At 37.0% G+C, this 24356-nt stretch carries 22 protein-coding genes and 1 pseudogene; 16 read left to right on the top strand and 7 right to left on the bottom strand.

Going from position 1 to position 24356, the window contains the following annotated elements; all coding sequences use genetic code 11:
* Positions 1 to 3: 3 nt before the first annotated feature.
* From Q2T41_RS08025 to Q2T41_RS08015, 3 genes are all read left to right on the top strand, one after another.
* Positions 4 to 1197: a beta-ketoacyl synthase N-terminal-like domain-containing protein gene (locus Q2T41_RS08025; protein ID WP_089260920.1), complete on the top strand. Its 1194-nt coding sequence runs from the start codon at positions 4 to 6 to the stop codon at positions 1195 to 1197.
* A 102-nt stretch (positions 1198 to 1299) separates the two neighbouring features.
* A complete protein-coding gene (gene bioB / locus Q2T41_RS08020) occupies positions 1300 to 2394 on the top strand; it encodes a biotin synthase BioB (RefSeq protein ID WP_304437421.1) in 1095 nt (364 codons plus the stop codon).
* A 76-nt stretch (positions 2395 to 2470) separates the two neighbouring features.
* The gene (locus Q2T41_RS08015) at positions 2471 to 3343 is read left to right on the top strand and encodes a cupin-like domain-containing protein (RefSeq protein WP_304435649.1); all 873 of its coding nucleotides are present in this window, start codon (positions 2471 to 2473) and stop codon (positions 3341 to 3343) included.
* On the opposite strand, the gene Q2T41_RS08010 is transcribed toward Q2T41_RS08015, so the two are convergent.
* On the bottom strand, positions 3340 to 3825 hold the full coding sequence (locus tag Q2T41_RS08010) for a regulatory protein RecX (protein WP_304435648.1): 486 nt from the start codon (positions 3823 to 3825) through the stop codon (positions 3340 to 3342). The genes Q2T41_RS08015 and Q2T41_RS08010 overlap by 4 nt on opposite strands.
* A 115-nt stretch (positions 3826 to 3940) precedes the next feature.
* On the opposite strand from Q2T41_RS08010, the gene Q2T41_RS08005 reads away from it, so the two are divergent.
* Entirely contained in the window at positions 3941 to 5584 is a 1644-nt protein-coding gene (locus Q2T41_RS08005; protein WP_304435647.1) for a hypothetical protein, read from the top strand.
* Between the two features lie 55 nt (positions 5585 to 5639).
* Here Q2T41_RS08005 and Q2T41_RS08000 read toward each other — a convergent pair whose 3' ends face one another.
* Both Q2T41_RS08000 and Q2T41_RS07995 read right to left on the bottom strand, forming a co-directional pair.
* A complete protein-coding gene (locus Q2T41_RS08000; RefSeq protein ID WP_304435646.1) occupies positions 5640 to 7187 on the bottom strand; it encodes an Rne/Rng family ribonuclease in 1548 nt (515 codons plus the stop codon).
* 258 nt (positions 7188 to 7445) lie between these two features.
* Positions 7446 to 7736 (bottom strand): HU family DNA-binding protein, encoded by a 291-nt coding sequence (locus tag Q2T41_RS07995; protein WP_027065813.1) that lies wholly within the window; start codon positions 7734 to 7736, stop codon positions 7446 to 7448.
* A 127-nt stretch (positions 7737 to 7863) separates the two neighbouring features.
* On the opposite strand from Q2T41_RS07995, the gene mutY reads away from it, so the two are divergent.
* The 6 genes from mutY to Q2T41_RS07965 are packed head-to-tail and all read left to right on the top strand — an operon-like array spanning position 7864 to position 13421.
* The gene (gene mutY, locus Q2T41_RS07990) at positions 7864 to 8913 is read left to right on the top strand and encodes an A/G-specific adenine glycosylase (RefSeq protein ID WP_304437420.1); all 1050 of its coding nucleotides are present in this window, start codon (positions 7864 to 7866) and stop codon (positions 8911 to 8913) included.
* Positions 8914 to 8940: 27 nt separating this feature from the next.
* Complete coding sequence (locus Q2T41_RS07985; RefSeq protein ID WP_144802999.1) at positions 8941 to 9402, top strand: single-stranded DNA-binding protein; 462 nt, start codon at positions 8941 to 8943, stop codon at positions 9400 to 9402.
* 20 nt (positions 9403 to 9422) lie between these two features.
* Positions 9423 to 10751: a gliding motility-associated protein GldE gene (locus Q2T41_RS07980; RefSeq protein ID WP_379921251.1), complete on the top strand. Its 1329-nt coding sequence runs from the start codon at positions 9423 to 9425 to the stop codon at positions 10749 to 10751.
* Entirely contained in the window at positions 10741 to 11298 is a 558-nt protein-coding gene (gene gldD, locus Q2T41_RS07975) for a gliding motility lipoprotein GldD (RefSeq protein ID WP_089260912.1), read from the top strand. Before Q2T41_RS07980 ends, gldD begins: the two co-directional genes overlap by 11 nt.
* Positions 11299 to 11308: 10 nt before the next feature.
* On the top strand, positions 11309 to 12259 hold the full coding sequence (locus tag Q2T41_RS07970) for a pyridoxal-phosphate dependent enzyme (protein WP_304435645.1): 951 nt from the start codon (positions 11309 to 11311) through the stop codon (positions 12257 to 12259).
* A 25-nt stretch (positions 12260 to 12284) separates the two neighbouring features.
* Complete coding sequence (locus Q2T41_RS07965) at positions 12285 to 13421, top strand: MBL fold metallo-hydrolase (RefSeq protein WP_304435644.1); 1137 nt, start codon at positions 12285 to 12287, stop codon at positions 13419 to 13421.
* A 5-nt stretch (positions 13422 to 13426) separates the two neighbouring features.
* Here Q2T41_RS07965 and Q2T41_RS07960 read toward each other — a convergent pair whose 3' ends face one another.
* Positions 13427 to 13879 carry a hypothetical protein gene (locus Q2T41_RS07960; protein ID WP_304435643.1) on the bottom strand — a complete coding sequence of 151 codons (453 nt, stop codon included), beginning with the start codon at positions 13877 to 13879 and terminating at the stop codon, positions 13427 to 13429.
* Between the two features lie 4 nt (positions 13880 to 13883).
* Positions 13884 to 14237: a heavy-metal-associated domain-containing protein gene (locus Q2T41_RS07955; RefSeq protein ID WP_304435642.1), complete on the bottom strand. Its 354-nt coding sequence runs from the start codon at positions 14235 to 14237 to the stop codon at positions 13884 to 13886.
* Between the two features lie 148 nt (positions 14238 to 14385).
* On the opposite strand from Q2T41_RS07955, the gene Q2T41_RS07950 reads away from it, so the two are divergent.
* Both Q2T41_RS07950 and Q2T41_RS07945 read left to right on the top strand, forming a co-directional pair.
* A complete protein-coding gene (locus tag Q2T41_RS07950) occupies positions 14386 to 15264 on the top strand; it encodes a DMT family transporter (RefSeq protein WP_304435641.1) in 879 nt (292 codons plus the stop codon).
* 83 nt (positions 15265 to 15347) lie between these two features.
* The gene (locus Q2T41_RS07945) at positions 15348 to 16091 is read left to right on the top strand and encodes a head GIN domain-containing protein (RefSeq protein ID WP_304435640.1); all 744 of its coding nucleotides are present in this window, start codon (positions 15348 to 15350) and stop codon (positions 16089 to 16091) included.
* Positions 16092 to 16155: 64 nt separating this feature from the next.
* On the opposite strand, the gene Q2T41_RS07940 is transcribed toward Q2T41_RS07945, so the two are convergent.
* Entirely contained in the window at positions 16156 to 18231 is a 2076-nt protein-coding gene (locus Q2T41_RS07940) for a M16 family metallopeptidase (protein ID WP_367186840.1), read from the bottom strand.
* A gap of 4 nt (positions 18232 to 18235) precedes the next feature.
* Positions 18236 to 19558, bottom strand: coding sequence for a M16 family metallopeptidase (locus tag Q2T41_RS07935; RefSeq protein ID WP_304435639.1), 1323 nt, complete (start codon positions 19556 to 19558; stop codon positions 18236 to 18238).
* 179 nt (positions 19559 to 19737) lie between these two features.
* Here Q2T41_RS07935 and Q2T41_RS07930 point away from each other — a divergent pair, with 179 nt between their 5' ends.
* The 4 genes and pseudogenes from Q2T41_RS07930 (at position 19738) to Q2T41_RS07915 (ending at position 24333) form a co-directional block, all read left to right on the top strand.
* Positions 19738 to 20202: a DUF4199 domain-containing protein gene (locus Q2T41_RS07930; protein ID WP_304435638.1), complete on the top strand. Its 465-nt coding sequence runs from the start codon at positions 19738 to 19740 to the stop codon at positions 20200 to 20202.
* An 87-nt stretch (positions 20203 to 20289) separates the two neighbouring features.
* Positions 20290 to 20967: a 50S ribosomal protein L21 gene (gene rplU, locus Q2T41_RS07925; RefSeq protein WP_304435637.1), complete on the top strand. Its 678-nt coding sequence runs from the start codon at positions 20290 to 20292 to the stop codon at positions 20965 to 20967.
* A 37-nt stretch (positions 20968 to 21004) separates the two neighbouring features.
* Complete coding sequence (gene rpmA, locus Q2T41_RS07920) at positions 21005 to 21265, top strand: 50S ribosomal protein L27 (protein WP_089260903.1); 261 nt, start codon at positions 21005 to 21007, stop codon at positions 21263 to 21265.
* A 186-nt stretch (positions 21266 to 21451) separates the two neighbouring features.
* Positions 21452 to 24333 (top strand): annotated as a pseudogene (locus Q2T41_RS07915) (TonB-dependent receptor).
* The last annotated feature ends 23 nt before the right edge of the window (positions 24334 to 24356 follow it).

Here is a 24356-nt window from a genome sequence, read left to right as displayed (position 1 = left end):
ATATTGAAAGAAAAAATATCCATAACGGCCCTTGCCTCCCTTTCACCTTTGGGAGATACATTGAATGAAACCTGGAAGGCTTATTTAAGCGACAATCATTATTTTTCTTTAAAGGATTACAATGGACAACAAGTATGGGTAGCCCCATTGTCCCAAGCCTCAAAGCTTAAAGTAGATGAATTAAGGTTTTCTGATAATAAATATAAAAAGTTGGACGATAGTGTTCTCTTTGCAATTTTAGCATCGAGAAAGGCAGTTGATCAAGCAGGATGGAAAAATACCTCAATTTTTGGTGTTAATATGGGTTCATCAAGGGGCGCTACAAAACTTTTTGAGGAATACCACCAAGAATATTTGGAAACGGGAGTAACGTCAACCTTAAGCTCACCTACAACAACGTTGGGCAATATATCATCATGGGTATCTCATGACCTTGGGGCCACAGGTCCGGATATCTCCCATTCCATTACTTGTTCCACGGGCTTACATTCCGTATTGAACGGGGTGGCATGGCTCAATAGCGGAATGGCGGACAAATTTTTGGTAGGAGCTAGTGAAGCGCCATTGACCAATTTTACCATTGCCCAGATGAAAGCATTAAAAATTTATGCTAGAACTACGGCTGTTCATGAGCCTCCGGTAGATGAACTTGGAAAGGAGTACCCCTGCCAGGCTTTATATCTTGAAAAGGAGACCAATTCCATGATTTTGGGTGAAGCTGCCACTGTAGCATGTTTGGAAACCGGTACGGTGAACAATGCCCTTGCGCTAATAGAAGGGGTTGGGTATGCAACTGAAATTTTAAAACATAATACCTCCATATCGGCAAATGCGGAATGTTTTCAAAAATCGATGAAAATGGCCATGGGGAACTTATCCCTTTCCGATATTGATGTCATAGTTATGCATGCACCTGGCACCATTAAAGGAGATTTGTCTGAATTTAATGCGGTGCAACAGGTGTTTGGAAGTACAATGCCACTTTTAACGACCAATAAGTGGAAATTTGGGCATACGTTTGCGTCTTCTGGTATGCTAAACCTAGAGTTGGCAATTTTAATGATTCAACATAATAAATTTATACCATCACCTTTTTTTAAGAACAAAGTGAATAATAAGCAGATAAAAAGGGTCTTGGTCAATGCCGTAGGTTTTGGTGGTAATGCTGTAAGTATATTAGTATCTAAAAATGAATAGGTTATGAAAAGGACTCTAGTGTAGTCTTCATTTTAAAACCAACCAATTATATTTTCAATTTAAATTCAGTTATTTTTGAACTTGGTAACAACCTATGATGATATGAGCGACGCAAGACATAATTGGACAAAAGACGAAATCTTAGCAATATATAATAAGCCTTTAATGGAGCTTCTATATGAGGCTGCAACCGTACACAGGAAACATCACGATCCCAACACGGTGCAGGTTTCAACCCTACTTTCAATTAAAACGGGCGGTTGTCCGGAGGATTGTGGGTACTGTCCGCAAGCGGCACGTTACCATACGGATATAGAAGGTAACGACCTTATGGCCGTATCTCAGGTAAAAGCTCAAGCGTTAAGGGCAAAGGCATCTGGTAGTTCACGTGTTTGTATGGGGGCTGCATGGAGAAATGTAAAGGATGGTCCGGAATTTGAGCAAGTATTGGAAATGGTGCGTACCATCAATAAGCTGGATATGGAAGTATGCTGTACACTGGGGATGATAACGGAAAACCAGGCCAAACGTTTGGCAGAAGCAGGTTTGTACGCTTATAACCACAACTTGGATACCTCAGAGGATTATTATAAAGATGTAATTTCTACGCGCGCTTTTGAGGACCGTTTGGATACGATAGAAAATGTGCGCAAAAGTAATGTTACCGTCTGTAGTGGAGGTATCATTGGTATGGGGGAGGCATTGGAAGATAGGGCAGGTATGTTGGTCGCTTTGACCTCACTTAATCCGCAACCGGAATCTGTTCCCATTAATGCTTTGGTTGCCGTAGAGGGTACTCCTATGGAAGATATAGAGCCGGTTTCTATTTGGGACATGATCAGAATGGTGGCCACTACCAGGATTGTAATGCCAGAGACTCAAGTACGTTTATCCGCAGGCCGCACGGAAATGAGTAGGGAAGGTCAGGCAATGTGCTTTTTTGCGGGTGCAAATTCCATTTTTGCGGGAGATAAATTGTTGACGACCCCAAATCCAGATGTAAATGAGGACATGGCTATGTTCAAAATGTTGGGGTTAAATCCTCAAAAACCATTTACCAAAGTGGCCCAGCCCAAAACTGTGGAAGCTGCGGATTCACAACTACAACCTTTAGGCGAAAAGCCAAAGTGGTCAAGACCCGGGCATACCATAGAGCGTAATGAAAATGCCAAGCAAAAGGCAAAAATTGTTGAATAATACTACATTAATACATTTTTAAGAAATTATTTTCTAATCGTTAATTACCTTTGGGTTCCCTAAAAACCATGTGTAATTGAAGTTAGCCGATATTCCAAGGGTAAGTAATATTACCAAGGACATTTTTATTAACGATTATTTTAAACCGCAGCAACCTGTAGTTCTTGAAAATGCAATTACGGATTGGCCTGCCTTTCGTAAGTGGAATCTTGACTACATGAAGGAAGTAGCCGGTGCAATTACCGTACCCTTGTATGATGATAGGCCGGTACAACATAAGGATGGTTTTAATGAACCACATGCCAAAATGAAAATGGCGGATTATGTTGATTTGCTGAAAAAGGAACCTACTAGGTTTAGAATATTTCTTTGGAATATTTTAAAGGAGGTGCCTGCGTTGCAGAACGATTATAGTTTTCCGGATTTTGGTCTAAAGTTGATGAAAGGTTTGCCAATGTTATTTTTTGGTGGCCGGGATTCCTATACATTCATGCATTATGATATTGATTTGGCCAATATCTTTCATTTTCATTTTGATGGAGAAAAAGAGGTAATACTCTTTCCACAGTCCGAAACGAAAAAATTGTATAAAGTACCACATTCTTTGATTACCCATGAAAGCATAGATTTCTCGGACCCGGACTATGATAAGTGGCCGGCGTTAAAGCAAGCCAATGGTTTTAAGGCTACACTTTCCCATGGTGATGTATTATATATGCCAGAAGGTTATTGGCATTATATGAAATATAAAACACCTGGCTTTTCCATGAGTTTAAGGGCAATTGCCCGTAATCCTAAAAATTTGGCCAAAGCCACGTACAATATTTTGATTATGCGTTACTATGATGTTCTAATGCGTAAATTAAAGGGGCAAGATTGGATAGACTTAAAAAATGAAAAAGCCGTATCTAGAACACATAAAAGAATAGGTGAATTGGTTAGGGATTAAATTTTGTTGACCAGCTCTTGAACTTTTTCATAGACCAAATGGCTTTCCCAACCTCTGTATAATAAGTAGTCCGCCAGTTTTTTTCTGCGCTTTTGTATATCCGTATCGGTAAATTGAAGTAGTCTTTTTTGGGCCAATTCGTCCAATGCTTTCATATATGCAGTAGGGTCAATTTCTTTCAGGGCCGTGGTAATATTGTATTTGGAAATATTTCGTTGTTTTAATTCCCTTACAATTCTGTTTTTACCCCATTTTTTAATGTTGAATTTACCTCTTGCAAAACTTTTGGCAAATCGTTCTTCATTTAAAAATCGATCTTCAATTAGTTGCCCTATTATAGTATCTATGGCAATAGGTATCATACCCATTTCCTTTAGTTTGGAAACCACTTCCTTATGGCAGCGATCTTGGTATGCACAATAGCTTTCTATTTTTTTAGTGGCTTCTTGAATAGTGTAGCCTTTGGTTTTTGAAGTAGTCAAAAGTATATTTATTATAATTGAGAATAAACGTTAGGTAAATTTACCATAACTTATCTATAAGTTGAAATTTTATAATATTTTGGGCGATTGCGAGTTTTATAAAAAAATATTAAAAATGAAAAAATTGTTATTGCTAGTATTTGTTTTTTCGATGTTAACTGCTTGTGACGAAGAAGAAATAATAGTTAATGAAATAGAGTTAAAAGATATTACAAGTAACATTTTAATAAATAACCCTATTATTTATGAGTCAACTGATGTCAATATTACAGTTGAAAATAATAGTGGGGCAATAGAATCTATAGTAGTTTATTTTAATGATGAAATTCTTTTGAATTTAGAGAATGATTCAAATGTCAACTTTAGTTTTAATCCTGAACTATACCCAACTGGATCAGCAAATATTAAGATTGAAATAATTGAAAAATCTGGTAGTATTATTTCAAAAGACTATCCAATTACAATACATAGAAAGTTATTAGATGTTGAATTAGACAATTACTTTTTTCGCATTGGAAATAAAGATTTTATGATTTTTGCATCAGCATATGATGGTTCATTGTTAGCTACTAGGTTGATTGATTCTACCCCAACATCTTTTGTTTTATCTACTGAAGTAGATATAGATTTAGAAACACCTTATATGTTCACTATTGCCTCAAGAAATGAATTTGTAGATATAGAATATGCAAATTTATATACTGTAATGGATGTAACAAGGTCAAGTTTTAATGAATTTAGACCAAAATCTCCACGAAGAAGTGAGTATTCTAAACAATATAAATTAAACACTATTGGTTTTTCGGAGGATGTAATAATTGAAGGATCAATCAACCCAGGGTATTCCACAGGTTATGATCATTTGGATTTTTCTTTTTCACTTATTAAGTATGAATATTTTAACGAGGAAAATACAATAGATAATTATTATATCAACGCTTATAATCGAAATACTAGACAAGTAAGTCATATGTGGATTAACCATGATACCTTATTAAACAATCAAGAATTAAATGCGAATGAATTATCTACAGAAGACCAGATTGAAGGTTTTGTAGATACAAATTATTCTGATGGTTTAGAGAATGATCATACTAGAGGACTTCAGATAAGAGGATACCAAAATGGAAAAGATTTTAAAAATAATAATTATCATGAAATTTGGCGTAGTGGTCATACTACGATACAATCTCCTGATATGTACATTCAGTCTATAGAAGATTATGTATTAAATACTTCATTTTATAAATATTCACATTTCTTACGTTTAGAGGATTATATAACAAATAGGGTAGGTATCCCTCTTGAAAAATATAATATACCAAATTGGGATTTAGATTTTCAAATTATTGATAGGCAAATAAATCTAACAGTAAATGGAAGTGGTCACAACGTAGGTAAATTATTAATTTCTTCGGGAAATTCGGTTGATGAAATCCCCACTGTTGAAGGAAAATTAAACTATTATACTTGGAACATTAATTTTGATAGTAATAAAACATCAATAATTACACTTCCTGAGGTTCCTCAAGAAATTAAAAATTGGAGTTTTGGAAAATTTTATAATTCATCTAATCTAAATGTTAAATGGTTTAGAGTAGAGAGGTATGAAAATATAGAAGATTATGATAATTATTTAAATCAAATTATAAGGGAGAATAAAATTCTATTTCAAGTAAGTCCTTTGTTTGAGGCAAAATTTATATCTAACGACAAGTATAGTAATTTTATGTTCGATTCAGATACATTTTTTGATTAACAATTAAAAAAACCTAAAACAAAAAAAGCGACTCTGTTATAGAGTCGCTTTTTTATTAATATATTGTTTTACCGTCCTTGTTCTTAAAACGGTATTCAAGATACGTATACGCATCACGTGGTTGAATTTTTATCCATCGTTTGTATTCCAAGAACCATTTTGTCCTTAACGAAGGAAATCCTTTTGTAATATAGGCTGCAATAAAGGGGTGTATATTTAGTGTTATACTATTGTCCTTTGCAGGTCCTTTAAGGAGTTTTTCAAGATCCACTGTAATTTTGTCTATTAAAACAATAGGTGCTTCCACCTCTTTTCCGGTTTGGTTAGGATCCTCTTCGGTTGTTTTAATATTCATTTCAGGTCGTACCCTTTGTCGGGTAATCTGAATCAAACCAAATTTACTTGGGGGTAGTATTTTGTGTTTGGCGCGATCATCTTTCATCTCATCCCTAAGATGTTCAAAAAGCTTTTTTCTATGCTGTGATTTTACCATATCGATAAAATCCACTACAATAATGCCTCCCATATCACGAAGGCGTAATTGCCTGGCAATTTCCGAAGCCGCCAATAAGTTGACCTCTAGGGCCGTATCTTCTTGGTTTTTGGCCTTATTGGACCTATTGCCGCTGTTTACATCTACCACGTGTAGGGCTTCGGTATGCTCTATAATTAAATAGGCTCCTTTGCTCATGGTGGCGGTACGTCCAAAAGACGTTTTAATTTGTCTCTCGATACCAAATTTTTCAAAAATTGGCACGTTAGAGTCATAGTGCTTTACGATACTCTCCTTTGCAGGAGCAATTTCGGCCACATATTCTTTTATTTCATTATAAAGAGTGGCGTCATCTACGTGTATACCCGTAAAACTATCATTAAAAACATCTCTTAATATAGAGGATGCCCTATTGAGTTCTACGAATACTTTTGAAGGTGTTTGAGCACGATATAATTTTTTACACATTGCTGTCCATTTTGCCAGCAAGTTTTCTAGATCTTTGTCAAGTTCCGCAACTTTTTGCCCTTCTGCAACTGTTCTGATTATTACACCAAATCCTTTTGGCTTAATACTCTTAACAAGTCTTTTTAACCGGTCTTTCTCTTCTTTGCTTCCTATTTTTTGGGAAACGGAAACACGTTCCGAGAAAGGAACCATGACCAAATAACGTCCTGCTATTGAAAGCTCTGAGCTAATTCTTGGTCCTTTAGTAGATATAGGTTCTTTTACAATCTGCACCAATAAGGATTGGTTTGCTTTAATGACATCGGTTATTACCCCGTTCTTGTCAATATCGGTTTCGAACGGAAAGTTTTTTAAGGTGTAATCCTTTAGTTTTCCGGTACTCACCTGTTTAATGAACTTTAGCATGGAGGATAGCTGTGGGCCAAGGTCATGATAGTGCAAAAATGCATCTTTTTCATATCCTACGTTCACAAAGGCAGCGTTTAGGCCTGTAACCGGCTTCCTGATCTTGGCAAGAAAAATATCGCCTACAGAAAAGTCGTTACTGTTTTCCTCTTTATGCAGTTCAGTGAGTTTTCCGTCTTTTAGCAAGGCAAAGTCTACGGCTTGGGAACTAGATCTTACGATTAATTCTCTATTCACCTGAATATATTTTTAGTCGTTCCACTATATAGTATAGGAAACGAGCTGATTAAACAATACCAAAAGCAAACACAATTTGTATTTGCCGAGATCCAATACAGGGATCTCTATGTCAATGAACGTAAAAAGAAAAAGTAGTTAAAAAACTACTTTTTCTTGTGTCGGTTAGCTCTTCTACGCTTTTTGCGCTTGTGTGTAGCTACCTTATGTCTCTTTCTTTTTTTACCGCTTGGCATAAAGTTCTTTTTTTAAGATTAATTATTTTACGTGTACGTTGCTCTTAACTCCTTCAACAAAAACCTTGGCAGGTTTAAATGCCGGAATGTTATGGGCGGGTATTTTAATAGTTGTATTCTTGGAAATATTTCTACCGGTCTTTTCGGCTCTGGTTTTGATTATGAAACTTCCAAAACCTCTAAGGTAAACATTGTCACCACTTTCCAATGATGTCTTTACCTCTTCCATAAAGGATTCAACTGTAGCTTGTACATCTCCTTTTTCAATTCCCAGTTTATCTGAGATTTTCGATACAATTTCCGCTTTCGTCATCTTTCAATATTAGATTTTCTGTATGTTTTTTCGGGTTGCAAATATATAAATTAAATTCAATCTTTCTTTCTAATGGGTTAATTTTAAGTAGATAAACTGCTACTTTTATCCCTTAGCATTGATGAGTATGTCGTTTTCGAGTAAAATTTTAAAGTGGTACGGACAAAATAAACGGTCCTTGCCTTGGCGAAATAGCATAGATCCTTATAGGATATGGCTGTCGGAAATCATATTGCAACAAACCCGTGTAGCCCAAGGTACACCGTATTATCTAAGCTTTTTGGAAGCTTTTCCAACGGTAGACGATATGGCCAAAGCTAAGGAAGAAGAAGTGCTTAAATTATGGCAGGGATTAGGGTATTATTCCAGGGCAAGAAATTTACATGCTACCGCAAAAATAATTGTCAATGAGTATAATTCTGTGTTTCCGGACAGTTATAATGAACTGTTAAAATTAAAAGGTGTAGGTGATTATACCGCAAGTGCAATCTCTTCTATTTGTTTTAATGAGGCTAAAGCGGTAGTTGATGGTAACGTCTACAGGGTTCTGGCACGTTATTTTGGAGTGGATATTCCCATTAATAGTAGTAAGGGTATTCAATATTTTAAATCATTGGCCCAAAAGGTCATGGATGTTGAACATATTAGGGACTATAATCAAGCTATAATGGAATTTGGTGCAATACAATGCTCTCCTAAAAAGCCACTATGCCTGCATTGTCCTTTAAGCGAAAGTTGTGTAGCCCTGCAAAAAGGACTTGTAGGTCAATTACCGGTCAAGATTAGAAAGGTTAAAGTCCGCGATAGGTATTTTAATTATTTAGTACCTATATATAAGGATGAAAAAGGTGATGTGTTCACCAGCCTACAAAAAAGAAACGCGAAGGGCATTTGGCAAAATTTATGGGAGTTTCCTTTATTGGAAACCAGTGCTAATATGAATCTTCAAGAAATAAACACAAAGTACCATGACATATTTGGTGATTTAGGCAAGGTAGAAATCCTTTCGTATCATGACCGTCCGATCGTGCATAAGCTTTCCCATCAAAATTTACATACTTCTTTTTGGATATTGAATACTACGGTAGATATCCCATTTAAGGTAAAGGTCCAAAATATTGAACAATATCCGGTACCAGTTTTAATTGCAGATTTTATGAAAGCATTTAAATTTTAGTACTTTTGATTTTTATACATTTATACTATGAGCGGGACATTAAATAAGGTAATGCTGATCGGGCATTTAGGAGACGAGGTGAAAATGCATTATTTTGAAGGTGGCGGTAGTATAGGTAGGTTTCCTATAGCCACTAATGAGACATATACCAATAAGTCTACGGGTGAGCGTGTAACCAATACGGATTGGCACAATTGTGTGGTAAGGAACAAGGCTGCGGAAATATGTGAAAAGTATTTGAGCAAAGGAGATAAGGTGTATGTGGAGGGCAGATTAAAAAATCGCCAATGGCAGGGAGAAGATGGTAATACCAGATATTCTACTGAGGTACATGTGCAGGAATTTACATTTTTGACCACTAAGAAAGAAAGTATGCAGAGTGGTGGTGGGTCTGCTCCTAGTCCGCAAAGGGCAAATACAGAGGATAGGACTCCCCCTAAATCACCTGCGCCTTTAAGTCAAGAGGCGGATGACGATTTGCCATTCTAATTAATATTAAACAATAACTATTGGACCCAGACCCCTTACCGTTAGCAATGATATCTTTAGTAGTAAGCGGTGTATTTGCGATAAATATAGTCGTGCTATGTATATTGCTTATCTGTTCTGCACTGATCTCTGGTGCAGAGGTGGCCTTGTTTGGACTTTCTTCTACGGAAATTAAGGAATTACAGGATAAAAAAACGGCAAAGGGTACCATCCTTATAAAACTCTTAGAGCGGCCCAAAAAACTATTGGCCACTATATTGATTGCCAATAATGCCATTAATATTGGGGTGGTCCTATTGTTCAGCATAATTGGGGATACCTTGTTCGCCAATGTAACCAAAGTATGGTTTGGTATTGTTTCTGCCCGTTTTCTATTAGAGGTTGTGGTAGCAACATTTCTTATTTTAATGTTTGGGGAGATATTGCCCAAAGTATATGCCAATAGAAATAGAATGAGCTTTTCCCATTTTATGGCATTTCCATTAAGGGTCTTGGATTTTGTTTTTTCCCCTTTAAGCTTGCCTATGCGATCGGGAACATTGTTTTTGTACAATAAATTGGGAAAACAAAAATCTAATTTAAGTGTGGATCATCTATCCCAAGCCTTGGATTTAACCTCACAGGGCGATACAACCAAAGAGGAGAAAAAGATTTTAGAAGGTATCGTGACCTTTGGCAACACGGATACCAAGCAGGTTATGAGGCCACGTATAGATATATTTGCCTTAAACGAACAAATGAAATTCCCAGAAGTTTTGGGAGAGATAAAAAAGAACGGATATTCCAGGATTCCGGTTTTTGGGGAAAATATTGATACGGTCAAAGGGGTTTTGTATGTAAAAGACCTATTGCCATATCTGGATAGAAAGACATTTAATTGGATGACGTTGATAAGGGAGCCATATTTTGTTCCTGAAAATAAAAAGTTAGATGATCTTTTGGCGGAATTTCAAGATAAGAAAAATCATTTGGCCATTGTGGTTGATGAATACGGCGGCACCTCTGGTCTGGTGACCTTGGAAGATATTATAGAGGAAATAGTTGGAGATATAAGTGATGAATTTGATGATGAAGATCTTATTTATTCCAAATTGGATGATTTCAATTATGTTTTTGAAGGCAAAACCCCACTTAAGGATTTTTACAGGGTAATTCGTCTAGAGGATACCGAAATTTTTGAAGAAAACAAGGGCGAGTCCGAAACCCTTGCCGGTTTTGTATTGGAAAAAGCGGGAAGTTTTCCCAAACGTGGAGAAAAAATACATTTTGAAGCTTATACCTTTGTTGTTGAAGCTATGGATAAAAAAAGACTGAAACAGATAAAAGTTACTTTACCTCATGAAGAATAGTGTATTGATAGGTTTAATAGTATCCTTGTTGTTTGTAGCCGGTTGCCAAGATGACCCCATTCCTAAGCCAAAGGCAAAAATGCGCCTGGAATATCCTCAAGGAAAATTGGCGGAATTGGAAACCGAGAATTTTAGTTTTAAATATAATGAACTAGCCATTGCGGAACTTAATGATGACAAGGCTTTTACGATTTCATATCCAGAAATGAAGGGGGCAATATTCCTTAGTTATATGAAGATTGATGGAAATTTGGAAAAATTGATCCATGATTCCAAACGTTTAAGCTATGAACATGCCGCAAAAGCGGATAATATTGTAGAGCAACCATATGTTAATCCCAACAAAAGGGTGTATGGTGCTTTGTTTGAAGTGCAGGGCAATGCCGCTTCACAGTCACAATTTTTCGTTACGGACAGTACGTCGCACTTTCTTACGGGATCGGTATATTTTTACACAAAGCCCAACTATGATTCTATTCTCCCTGCAGCGGCCTATCTGCAAAATGATATAAGAGGTATAATTGAAACCTTAGAATGGAAACATTAAAAAAGTAGGTATGGTGACAGCTAATCAATTATCGGTATGTCATGCACGAATAAAGCCCTACATACATAACACCCCGGTTTTTACTTCACGGTTGGTAAATAAGGAATTAGGCGCCAATCTGTTTTTTAAGTGTGAAAATTTTCAACGTGCAGGTGCTTATAAAATGAGGGGTGCAACCAACGCCATTTTACAATTATCCAAGGATCAAAAGAAAAACGGAGTGGTAACCCATTCTTCCGGTAATTTTGCACAGGCGTTGTCATTGGCAGCACAAAGTATAGGTGTTGTAGCCCATATAGTCATGCCCAGTACGGCACCGGAGGTAAAAAAAATTGGTGTAAGGGAATATGGTGGAATAATTCACGAATGTACTCCTACGGTAGAGGCTAGACAGGCAATGGCAAACAACATTGCAAATGAGACCGGGGCTACATTTATTCATCCTTCTAATGATGAGCATGTTATCATAGGGCAAGGTACAGCCGCCATGGAACTGCTAGGGGAACAGCCCCATTTAGAATATTTGTTCTGTCCTGTAGGAGGTGGGGGATTAATTGCCGGATCTTCGTTGGCGGTCAAATATTTTGGTTCAAAATGCAGGGTATTGGGTGGGGAACCTTTTGAAGCAGATGATGCATACCGCTCATTGATCAGTGGAAAAATTGAGGGAAATACCAGTGTAAATACTATTGCAGACGGATTAAAAACAACTTTAGGAGATATTAATTTTCCAATTATTCAAAACAATGTTGAAGGTATCATAAGGGTAGATGAAGAAGAAATAGTTATGGCTATGCAAATGATTTGGGAACGAATGAAGCTTATTATTGAACCCTCCAGTGCTGTAGCCGTTGCTGCCGCCATTAGCTATTCAAAGAATAATTACAAAGTATTTAAAAATAAAAAAGTGGGCATAATCATATCCGGCGGTAACGTAGATTTACAGAAATTACCCTTTTAATTGCTATTGACCATCCATAAAATGTATGTTAAACCTAAAAAAATTAGTTAAGAAAATGGCATTGGTAATCTTAGTGATTGTAGGTTTAATTGTGTTAAGCGTATTTTTGTTTGTAACCAATAGTCCACAATTTGGGGGTAAAATGACCAAGGAACAAAAAGAACGTTACGTGGTTTCACCTAATTATAAGGACGGAAAATTTGTTAATGTTAACGGGGCGGATGTCAATTTGGGTTTTGGCGATATGATGAAATCTTTAAAAGGTTATTTTTTTCCTTTACCCAAAACCATACCTGAACACAATATTTCCGTAGAGGCTATAGATTCTGTCGCAATTGCTGATTACGTTGGTCCTACGCGGTTAATTTGGTTTGGCCATTCAACGTTCCTTTTGCAAAGTGCCACCAAAAATATATTAATTGATCCCATGTTCGGGGAAGTGCCTGCACCAAACTCAATGTTGGGCACTTCTAGGTTCAGTAAAAAATTACCAATAGAAATTGACCAATTGCCAAGCATTGATGCCGTAGTGTTTTCTCATGACCATTATGATCACTTGGATTATGGATCGGTTTTACTATTAAAGGACAAAGTAAACAAATTTATAACCCCCTTGGGTTTGGGAGTACATTTGACAGAATGGGGGGTGGAACAAAAAGATATTGTAGAGCTGGATTGGTGGAATACAACCAATTATTTAGGAATGGAATTTATTTGCACACCTGCTCAGCATTTTTCTGGAAGGGGCATATCAGATAGGGGAAATACTTTATGGAGTTCATGGGTAATTAATCTTGGAAATGAAAAAATATTCTTCAGTGGAGATAGTGGCTATGGTTCCCATTTTCAGGAAATAGGAGATAAATTTGGTCCGTTTGATTTTGCAATGATGGAGTGTGGTCAATACAATGAACTATGGAAAGCAATTCATATGATGCCAGAAGAAACCGCCCAGGCAAGTATAGATGTTAGGGCAAAACGTATGATGCCTATACACTGGGGCGCATTTAAATTAGCTATGCATCCTTGGACGGAGCCCATAGAGCGGGTTTCGGTAAAGGCCAAGGAATTAGGGGTGGATATGATAGCTCCAAAAATAGGACAGCCAATATATCTGGACAAACCATTGGCCATTAATGAGCAATGGTGGTTAAAATTTTAAAGCTTTTACTGTTGGCTTAAAAGTTCTTGAGCCTTTTTAATACTGGTATTGATATCTTTCTTTACTTGAATAACTTTTTCTTCCTCTTCCAATAACCATTTCTTTTTTTCATCGGAAAGTTCCTTTCCTTTCATAATTTCTTCTGCATCAAAACGGTTTCCAAAACCTTGCATCCAATCCATCATGGCTTTATTGGCATCCTGAAGATCTTTCATGGCTTTGGCTTCTGCAGAATTTATTCCTAGAGAGTCGGCTAGTGGTTTTAATTGTCCGACCAATTTTCCTAAAGTGCCCATTTTGGGCATAACCTCATCATGAATTTTCATTACATGCTCCATTTTTGTAGGCTCCTCTAGATTTACCTTCTCCTTTGAATCTGCCTCTGCTCTCTTTGTTTCGTTGCAAGAAAAGGCACTGAACATTCCTAATAGAGCTAAAATGACGACTAAATTTTTCATGTAATTATTCTTTATTGATTTGAATTGATTTTATTGTGTACACGTAATTCTTGACCTTGGTATTTGTAATAATATGTTCAATTTCCTCTAAACCAATAACTGTTGGGTCAAAAACTATTGTCCCATTTTTATTCTCAAAACTAATGTCTGCGGAAAGAATGCCTTTGGCCTCTTTTAAATTAGCTCCAATTTTATTTGCACAGCCCTCTTGGCAAGCCATGCCATCTATGGCTATGGTTGCATGGGTAATATTGTTAGGGGTCTGCATGACAATTTTAGAAGTAGATTCTTGTGCAGAAATATCACTAAACGACAATGCAGAAAGAAAAAAGAACGATATAAATAGCTTATTGCCCATAATCAGAATGTTTGTACCAATAGGTCTTAAAAATGTACCTTAATGTAAAGATACCAAATATGTAAAATGATAACATGTTCATATAAATAAAAGAAGTGATAAATCAACTTTCTGTAAAAAACCTCACATTTGTCATAAATAAAAGACTTTGAAAAATATTGATCAAAAGTGGTTATACCTCGTTGTTTTGGCTTTGATTTGGGGTTCCTCATTTATTTTAATTAAAAAATCCTTACTTGGATTTACCCCATTACAAGTTGGCGGATTACGAATAGTATTTGCATCAATGTTGTTGTTTTTGTTGGGATTTAAATCTTTGAGGGCTTTATCCGGTAAGGATTGGAAGTATATTGGGATAGCAGGATTGTGCAGTTCTTTTTTTCCGCCTTTTTTCTTTGCAATTGCGCAAATGCAAATTAGTAGTGGTGTTACGTCAATTTTAAATTCGGTAGCTCCATTGTTTACAACGTTGGTGGGTATTACATTATTTGGTCTGGCATTTAAGCAAAGGCAAATATGGGGTGTTTTTGTTGGGCTTTTGGGTACTGTAATATTAATTGTAGCGGGTATGGATTTTAATCCGGATCAAAATTATTGGTATTCCTTTTTTATTATAGCCTCTGCATTGGGCTACGCGTTCAATATCAATATCATTAAAAAACATTTGGCGCATTTAAGTCCGTTGTCGGTAACTACTGCAAGTTTTGGGGTCGCTTTTTTTCCAGCCCTTGCAGTACTTTTGTATACTGATGTTTTAGTGACGTTTTCAGAAAATGGGGCAATGCATAACGCAGTATGGTATGTATTGATATTGGCCTTGTTGGGTACAGCTTTGGCAAATATTATGTTCAATAAACTTATAAAATTGTCCAGCCCGGTATTTGCGGCTTCGGTAACTTATTTAATTCCACTTGTTGCAGTATTATGGGGGTGGTTGGATGGCGAGTCAATAAGCATTTTCCAACTTTTTGGTGGATTGGTTATCTTGTTTGGGGTGTGGTTGGTAAACCGAAAAAGGAAAGTTTAAGGCGTTTATTGTAGAAGCAACTGTAACAAGTTAAAACAATGATTGTCTTTACTTTGAAAATAAAATTATAAGGTATGGTACATATGAAAAAAATTATTCTTTCCGTTTTTATGATTATAGGTGTGGTTTGTGGTCTATGGGCACAAGACAGCTCATTTGCGGTAACATCTTTCAATAAAATAATTGTAAGTCCGCATATAGAGGTAAATTTAGTGGAAGGTGATCAAGAAGGTGTTGTTATCAATAATGCCAAAGTTCCCATGGATAAAATAAATGTTGAAGTAGAAGGTAATGTGTTAAGGCTTTATTTGGATGGTGCAAAGGTGGTCACCAAATCAGAACGTGTTTCCAGTGACCATCGGAGAGGTAGCAAACCATTATATAACGGCACCATGGTAACTGCAACGATTACCTATAGGGAATTAAGGAACTTATCGGTTAGGGGAGAGGAAATAGTAAGGAGCGAAGGTCCTTTGAAAGCCAATGATTTTAAAATGTCTTTATACGGTGAAGCTAAGGTTTATTTAAGTGACGTGGATTTTGATGCGTTTACGGTTGCAATCTATGGAAGTAGCTATTTGGAAATCAGTAAGGGAAATATAAACAGACAGGTATATAGGGCCTATGGTGAAAGTGAGGTAAATACTTTGGGAATGCATGCGGATGAAACAAAGATTACCGCCTATGGTGAAAGTAATTTTAGGGTAAATGTAGCAGAACGTTTAAAAGTAACCTGTTATGGTGAGACGAATGTTAGTTATATTGGTGATCCAGAAGTGGACAAAGGTATAATCATTGGAGAGGCAAAGGTTCATAAAATTGGATAATTTCAATATACAGAAAATAAAAAACCCGCTTTTTAGCGGGTTTTTTTATGAATACAATTAATAATTATTTAAAATCTTCTTCAGATACACCTTCGTTAACCTTGATTTCGGATACTATAAATTCAAAAGATTGTGGGCCCATTGTCTGTGTAAGTTTAAAAGGAAACAATATTCCGTTCACTTCCCTGTAATCTTCATAGGTAAAGGTGGACTGTATTTGCTGACCTTGCATTTCTGCAATATTTACCTCTTGTAGTTTAAGGCCTGTTTCTACATCATAGAAAATAGTTTTATCATCGGAAACTTTTACTTTAAATGCACTTTTGTCACCGACCATTTCTGCTCCGTCCAAGGAAATATCTGAATTGGTCAAATATTGGAGTTCAACAAAGGGGGCGGATTCCGCTTTAATTTTCAGAAGTTCTTCACCGGAGAGTTCCATTCGTTGACCTTGGTTTACCATATAGCCAGTATCACCGTCCAATACCTGTTTGCTCACTGAATTCCCCATCATCTTTATATCTTGCATAAATTGGTTGGCTGATGTTTTTTTAATTTCAAGGTCTAGTTGCATTCCTTGCATCTCAGCTGCAGCGGTCATTAAGAAAGTATTTACATTCTCTAATTTTTCTTTACCACCAATAGCGGTAATATAAGAACTGATAACCTCGTTTGCGGTCAAGTTTTCGGGAACTGAACTTTCGTAGTTAGGGGCTTCTGTCCGTTCTGCGTTCTTGGTATAGTGTAAAACGGGTATTTTTTTGCCGTTTAGGTCAATTTGCTCCAAATTGGATAGTATTTCGCTTCCTTTTCCTGCTACCACAATTCTGGCATTATCCACGTTGAAAAATTTTTGCGCTGCCATTTGCACTTCCTCTGTACTTATCTTATCAAGTCTTTCCAAATAGGTCTTGTAAAAATCCTTGGGCAAGTCCTCGGTTTCTATATTTAGGGCATATTGGGCAACTGTTTGCGGATTTTCAAGTGCAAGAACAAATCTACCGGCATATTTGGCCTTTGTATTTTTCAGTTCTCTTTCACTAACAGGTTCTACGGTAATGCGTTTAATTTCCTTTAGTAATTCTACAATGGCACTATCTGTCACCATATTTCTCACGCTTGCTCCCGCAGTAAATCTTGTAGGCACAAATTTGTTGTTCCTAATGGCAGATGAGGAGCTGTAAGTATACCCTTTATCTTCTCTTAAGTTTAAGAACAGACGACCTTCTGCACCGCCTCCTAAAATTTGATTTGCCACCAGGGCGGCTAAATAATCACTGTCTTTCATCTTTAGATTAACGATATTCTGTACCGTAATTTCAGATTGGACGGCATTGGGCAAATCAACAAAATTAATCTGTGTGTTTGGAACGTTTATGGGTTGTGAATATGAAAATGAAGGAGGAACGGCTTTTGTCCAAGAAGTAAAATATTCTTCTGTCAATTGTTTTACCTGATCTATGGTTATATCTCCAATGATGATCAAGTATGCATTGGCAGGTACAAAATAGTCTCTGTAAAATGCTTCTACATCCGTCAAGGAAATGTTTTTTACCGTTTCTTCAGATGTTATTTCCCCGTAAGGATGGTCTTTGCCGTAAGCCAATGCCAATTGCACCCTGTTGGCAATTGCCGATACATCTTTCTCTTCGGTCTTAAGGCCTGTAATCAGTTTATTTTTTTCTTTTTCAAATTCTTCTTGTGTAAAATTAGGATTAATGGCGGCATCTGCCATCAGTTCCATCATACGTGGAAAATACTTGGAAAGAGAACTGGCATATGCACCTTGGGAACCAAAATTTAAACGGGCGCCTAAGAAATCTATCTCTTCGTTAAACTCATCTTTTGGAATATTGGTAGACCCGTTACCAAGAAGGCTCCCGGTAAGACTACTTACTCCCGCCTTATTTCCTTCCAAAATAGGTGGGTTGTCTATAGTTAGTTGAATGCTGACCCTGGGTAGTTTATGGTTTTCCACGACCATTACCTTTAACCCGTTGTTCAGTTTAAAACTGGTAGGAGTCTTTAAGTTAATTTCCGGAGCTGGCCCGGGCTTAGGCATTACTGTGCGGTCTACTTGTGCTTGAGCGGCTATACTTATAAAAAATGCCGCAATTAATATCGTTATTCTTTTCATCATTGTGTTAGTTTGCAGGGTTTTCCTCAGGTAGGTATTCTAATAAAAGTCTTTGGTTGGTGTTTAAATATTTGCTGGCTACATTCTTTATCTCTTCGCGGGTAATTGATCTATAAACTTCAATTTCCTTGTTGATCAAAGATGTATCCCCGTATAACAAATAGTATCTGGCCAAAGAATTCGCGATTCCCTCAACACTTGAATTGGAGTTGACAAATTGATTTTCAAATTTATTTTGGATTTTTTGATAGTCTTTTTCAGAAATCAATGTTGTCCTTACTTTTTCAATTTCTTCCTCCATTTCGGTATATAGAACTTCTAGAGTGGTCTCTCCTACAGGTAGCCCAAAGACTACGTACATACCGTAATCTTCTTGGGAAATATTAAATGCTCCAACTTGTAAGGCTTGTTTTTGGTCATCCACCATTTTTTTATATAATTTGGATGATGGCCCATCGCTTAAATATGTGGAAATAACATCCAGTACATAAGCATCCCTTTCTGTGAATCCTGGGGTTCTATATGCAACCATGGCAGCCGGTATCTGAATATTGGGGTCATTGAAAGTTGCTTTTTTCTGTGTTGTAATAGGGGTTTCCTTTGGGTAATTACGAGTGATGGCGTTACCCTTTGGTATTGGTCCAAAATAGTCTTTGACCAATTTTTTGGTTTCGGTAAGGTCTATATCTCCAGCAACCACTAAAACGGCATTGTTAGGTACATAATATTTTTGGTTGTAGACAAGAACATCATCCAATGTTGCTGCATCCAAGTCTTTCATATAACCAATGTTTGGATCTTTATAAGGGTGTACATCAAATAGGTTTTTTCCTAAAACCGGTAAGAACTGTCCGTAAGGTGAGTTGTCATAGCTAAGTCTTTTTTCTTCTTTGACTACCTCGTTTTGGGTATCTATACCGCTTTGGTCTATAATGGGATGTAGCATCCGTTCTGATTCTAACCAAAGACCTAATTTTAAGTTGTTGGAAGGAAAAACTTCATAATAATAGGTACGGTCTTGGGTGGTATTGGCGTTATTGGTGCCGCCATTAGAGGAAACGATTTCAAACCATTTGCCTTTTTCTATATTCTTGGTTCCTTCAAACAACAGGTGTTCAAACAAATGAGCAAAGCCGGTTCTTCCTTCGGTTCTATCCTTGCCCCCAACATGGTACATAACAGAAGTCGTTACAATAGGTGTGGTTTTATCTTGATGTAATATTACGTGGAGGCCGTTGTCCAGGTCGTATTCCTCATAATTTACCTCTTGGGCAAAAGTTGTAATTCCACATAACAAGATAGCCGATGATCGGAGTAATAGTTTTTTCATTTAAATAGTGTTTAGTATAAAGGTTGTATATGTTTAGTGATTAAAATATTAATAGTGTTACACTAAAAATAAAGAATTGTAGGTAAATTTTTATTAATGTTAATTCTTTAACATCAATTTTTTATAAATTTAAAGTTTATTTATTACCTTAAAGGAGTTAATAATCAAGGCTTTAAGGTATGAAAAATTATGCGTTACCTATTCGTTTCGGAGTTGCGGCAAGTGGTTGTTTAATAGCTTACTTTTTAATTTTGTCTCTTCTTGGGCTCCATGTCAATGTTTTCTACAGTTTGTTTAATGTGGTTATTACCGGTTTTGCCATTTATGAGGCCATAAAATATTATAAAGTCCAAAAGGGTAGGGACTTTACGTATGGAGAAGGGTTTGTGGCCGGTTTGGTAACCGGTGGGGTGGCAACATTCATATTCACCTTATTTTTTGCGTTGTATTCCACAGAATTACAGCCAGGATTTTTAGAGGAATTATCTACAAAATGGGCAAGTACTTACCGCAGTTTTGAGGCTATAGTTTTTCTTGTTGTAGCGGTTATGGGCTTTACTACAAGCTTGGTTTTGACCTTGGCCTATATGCAACTGTTTAAGGCTACGAAGACTACAAAAATAAAACAGGTGCAAAATTCCTAAAAAACACTTGTAAATTCACGATTAAGAAGTATATTTGCACCCGCCTATGGAAAAAATCCATTAGGTTTAATTTTTACATTTAACAATATGTACGCAATTGTAGAGATGGCAGGGCAGCAATTTAAAGTTGCAAAAGACCAGAAAGTGTACGTTCACCGTTTACAGACAGAAGAAGGGAAAAAGGTTACTTTTGACAATGTTCTTCTTTTGGCAGATGGATCGAATGTTACCGTTGGCGCCCCGGCTATAGACGGAGCCGCAGTAGAGGCTAAAGTCGTTAAACACCTTAGAGGAGATAAGGTAATCGTTTTTCACAAGAAAAGACGTAAAGGTTACAAAAAGAAAAATGGACATCGTCAATCCTTGACTGAGATTGTTATTGAGTCCATCATTTCAAAAGGAGCAAAGAAGACCGAAACCAAGAAAGCTGAGCCTAAGGCAAAGAAAGCTAATGGTAAGGCAGCTCCAGTAGATGTTTCCGTAGCATCCAAGCCAAAAGCAAAAAAGGCAACGGCAAAGGGTGATGATTTAAAAAAGATTGAAGGTATTGGGCCAAAAATAGCCGAAACCTTAAACGCTGCAGGAATTTCGACTTTTGCAGAGTTGGCAAAAACAGACGCGGCCAAGATTTCTGAAATCATTGCTGACGTTCGTGGAAACCATGTAACTGATACTTGGCCAAAGCAAGCAGAATTAGCTGCTGACGGTAAATGGGAAGAGTTACAAAAATGGCAAGATGAATTAGATGGTGGTGTCGCTAAGTAAGCGTACCATTTTAGTATAATATTTAAAACCTTAGACAATGGCACATAAGAAAGGTGTAGGTAGTTCAAAAAACGGTAGGGAATCAGAATCGAAACGATTAGGAGTTAAGATTTTTGGTGGTCAGGCCGCTGTTGCTGGTAACATTATTGTTAGACAGCGAGGAACAAGACACAATCCTGGTGAAAATGTTTACGCAGGAAAAGATCATACATTACACGCACGTGTAGATGGTTTGGTAAAGTTTACGAAAAAAGCAGGTGGAAAATCTTTTGTTTCCATTGAGCCTTTCGAAGCTTAATCATTAGAAATATTAAGTTAAAAAACCCCTCTTCTTTTTGAAGAGGGGTTTTTTTGTTAGGCTAGGGTTAAGTAATGGTAAACTGGCCTGTAAATTGAAATAAGCTTAAAATATCTTTAAGGTTTACACAACATTGTTTTGTTTGCACTTTAATTTCTTTGTGGCCAAATAACAACCACTTAGAAAATGAAAAATGCTGTATTTTTTTACTTAGTATTACTTGTGCCTATGATTGCCATGGCACAATCAGGAAATGTTCAGGGTACCGTAACAGATGAGAACGGCCTTTATTTGCCCGGGCAAATGCAATTATTACTTCGCTCTCCAAAGGGGCAATTACGGATTTTGATGGTAGGTTCGCTATAGTAGACGTACCGGTAGGAACATACACAATAGAAATCTCTTATTTAGGTTATGCGGAACTTTACAAGGAAATTACGGTAGAGGAAAATACCACGATCAGTGTTAATTTTTCCATTGAGCCCAAAACTATGGAGCTTGATGGTGTTGAGGTTTCTGCCTATGGCTTAAGTGGCCAATCTAAAGCCTTGAATACCCAAAGGACAAACCTAAATATTACCAATGTGGTATCTACCGATCAGATCGGCAAGTTTCCTGATGCCAATATTGGTGATGCAGTTAAAAGAATACCGGGAATAACCATGCAGGTAGATCAAGGTGAGGCAAGAAACGTTATTGTACGTGGACTTTCGCCTCAACTAAATTCCGTGACCCTTAATGGAAGTAGGGTGCCCTCTGCCGAAGGGGATAATAGAAACGTACAGATGGATTTAATTCCGGCAGATATGATCCAGTCCATAGAAGTTAGTAAGGCGGTTACCCCAGATATGGATGCAGATGCCCTTGGTGGTTCCATAAACCTTATTACAAGAACGTCTCCACAAGGCTTTAGACTTTCTGCCACTCTTGGGTCGGGAATTAATTTTATAACAGATAAGCCAATTCTGAATGGTTCCGTGCTATTGGGTGACCGTAGTAAAAACGATAAGTTTGGATGGATGCTTGCCGTTTCTGGAAACGATAATGATTTTGGATCGGACAACGTTGAGGCGGAATGGACCAATGAATTTGAATATAATACAGGAGTAGAGGATGATGAAGGGGAGCCTATTTTGGAAGAGGTAAATGTAGCTCCTTACGTAAACGTGTATGAGCAACGGGAATATTTAGTACAGCGTATTAGAAGAAGCTTTTCCGCGAACTTGGATTATAAGTTTGATGTAAATAATACGGTATTTTTAAAAACCATGTACAATTGGCGTGACGATAGGGAAAATCGTTTTAGATTGGAACATGAGATTTTAGATGCCGAAGATATTGAATTGGGAGATTTTACAATTACGGACGGGATGCCCACAAGTTTTCCCGTGGAGGTGAAAAGGCAGTCTAAAGGAGGTATTGATAGCAAAAGGAATAAAAACCGACGCCTAGAGGACCAAAGAATGCAGAATTATAGTTTGGGGGGAAATCATCTTTGGGGCAATGTCAAGGTAGATTGGATGACATCCTACGCCAAAGCCAGTGAGGAACGACTTAATGAGCGTTACGCGGAGTTTGAATCTGAATATATCGTTAATAATGATGTGTTGAATTCCAGATATCCAAGATTTTCAGTGGCAAATGCCGAGGATGCCGCCTTAACCAATTTTGAGTACAGTGAGATTACCGAAGAAAACCAATATACCGAAGAAGAAGATGTAAACGTATTTATTAATTTTCAGCTGCCGCTTGATGTTTTTGGTCAAGGGGACGGTACGTTAAAATTTGGTGCAAGGGGCAGGTTCAAATCCAAGTTAAGGGAAAACAATTTTTATGAATTTGACCTAGAGGATGACTTTCCTACCTTGGCAGATGTGCCTGTCAAGGAGTACAGTGATCCTAATTTTTTGGCCGGAAGTCAATATCAAATAGGTTCATTTGCAAGTGAAGATTGGTTGGGGGCTTTGAATTTAGTTCCTACCAATGGAGAGTTGATCGTAGATGAATTTGCACCCGCTAATTTTAACGTTAATGAGGATGTGTTTGCCGGTTATGTAATGGTCAATCAAAAACTTAGTGAAAAATTTAGCGTCTTAGCCGGATTGCGTATAGAAAACACAAATTTAGAATCTAAGGGTAATAGGGTCATTTATATAGAAGAGGACGAAGATGCGGGTATTGAGGAAGCTATAGTCGTAGAAGAAGTAAATGGCGAAAACTCATATTCAAATATACTGCCCGGAGTACATTTTAAATACAATCTCACGAATAATACCATATTGCGGTTTGCGTGGACAAACACCTTGGCAAGACCAAACTATCAAGATTTAATACCAAGGGCAGAGGTTATCAATGAGGATAAGGAGTTGGTTTTGGGTAATGCCGATTTAAGTCCTACGACATCCATGAATTTTGATATCATGGCAGAGCATTATTTTCAAAGTGTTGGGTTGCTATCCGGCGGCTTATTTTACAAAAATATAGATGATTTTATCTATACTTTTATCTATGAGGCCCCAGATGACAGTTTAGGTGCTGGTACAGAAGGGTATGATGTATTTCAACCTTTAAATGGGGACAGTGCAACCATATTTGGTATGGAACTTGCTTTTCAGCGTCAATTGGATTTTCTCCCGGGTTTTGCAAGAAATTTTAGTATCTATTTAAATTATACCTATTTATCTTCTTCTGCAGATGGGATTAGAAATGAGGATGGAGATGAGCGGAACGATTTGGATTTGCCAAATACCTCGCCCAATATGTTCAACGGTTCTTTGGCCTATGCGGATAAAAAATTCAGTGCACGTTTATCTGCCAATTTTTCGGATAGTTATATAGATGAAATTGGGGGGAACAATTTTGAGGACAGGTACTATGATACCCAGTTATTTATAGATATGAACGCATCGTATCAAATTAATGGTAATCTAAGTATTTATGCGGACTTAAATAATGTCACCAATCAGCCTTTGCGATATTTTCAAGGTGTTAAGGAGCGTACGCAGCAAATGGAATTTTATGGTCAGCGCTTTACAGTGGGTCTAAAATATGACCTATTTAAAAAATAATGTTGATAACAGTAAGTAGTATA

This window comes from Maribacter confluentis, assembly GCF_030505015.1.
In the GTDB taxonomy this organism is placed as follows: domain Bacteria; phylum Bacteroidota; class Bacteroidia; order Flavobacteriales; family Flavobacteriaceae; genus Maribacter; species Maribacter sedimenticola.
This window is presented reverse-complemented; position numbering and strand designations above follow the sequence as displayed.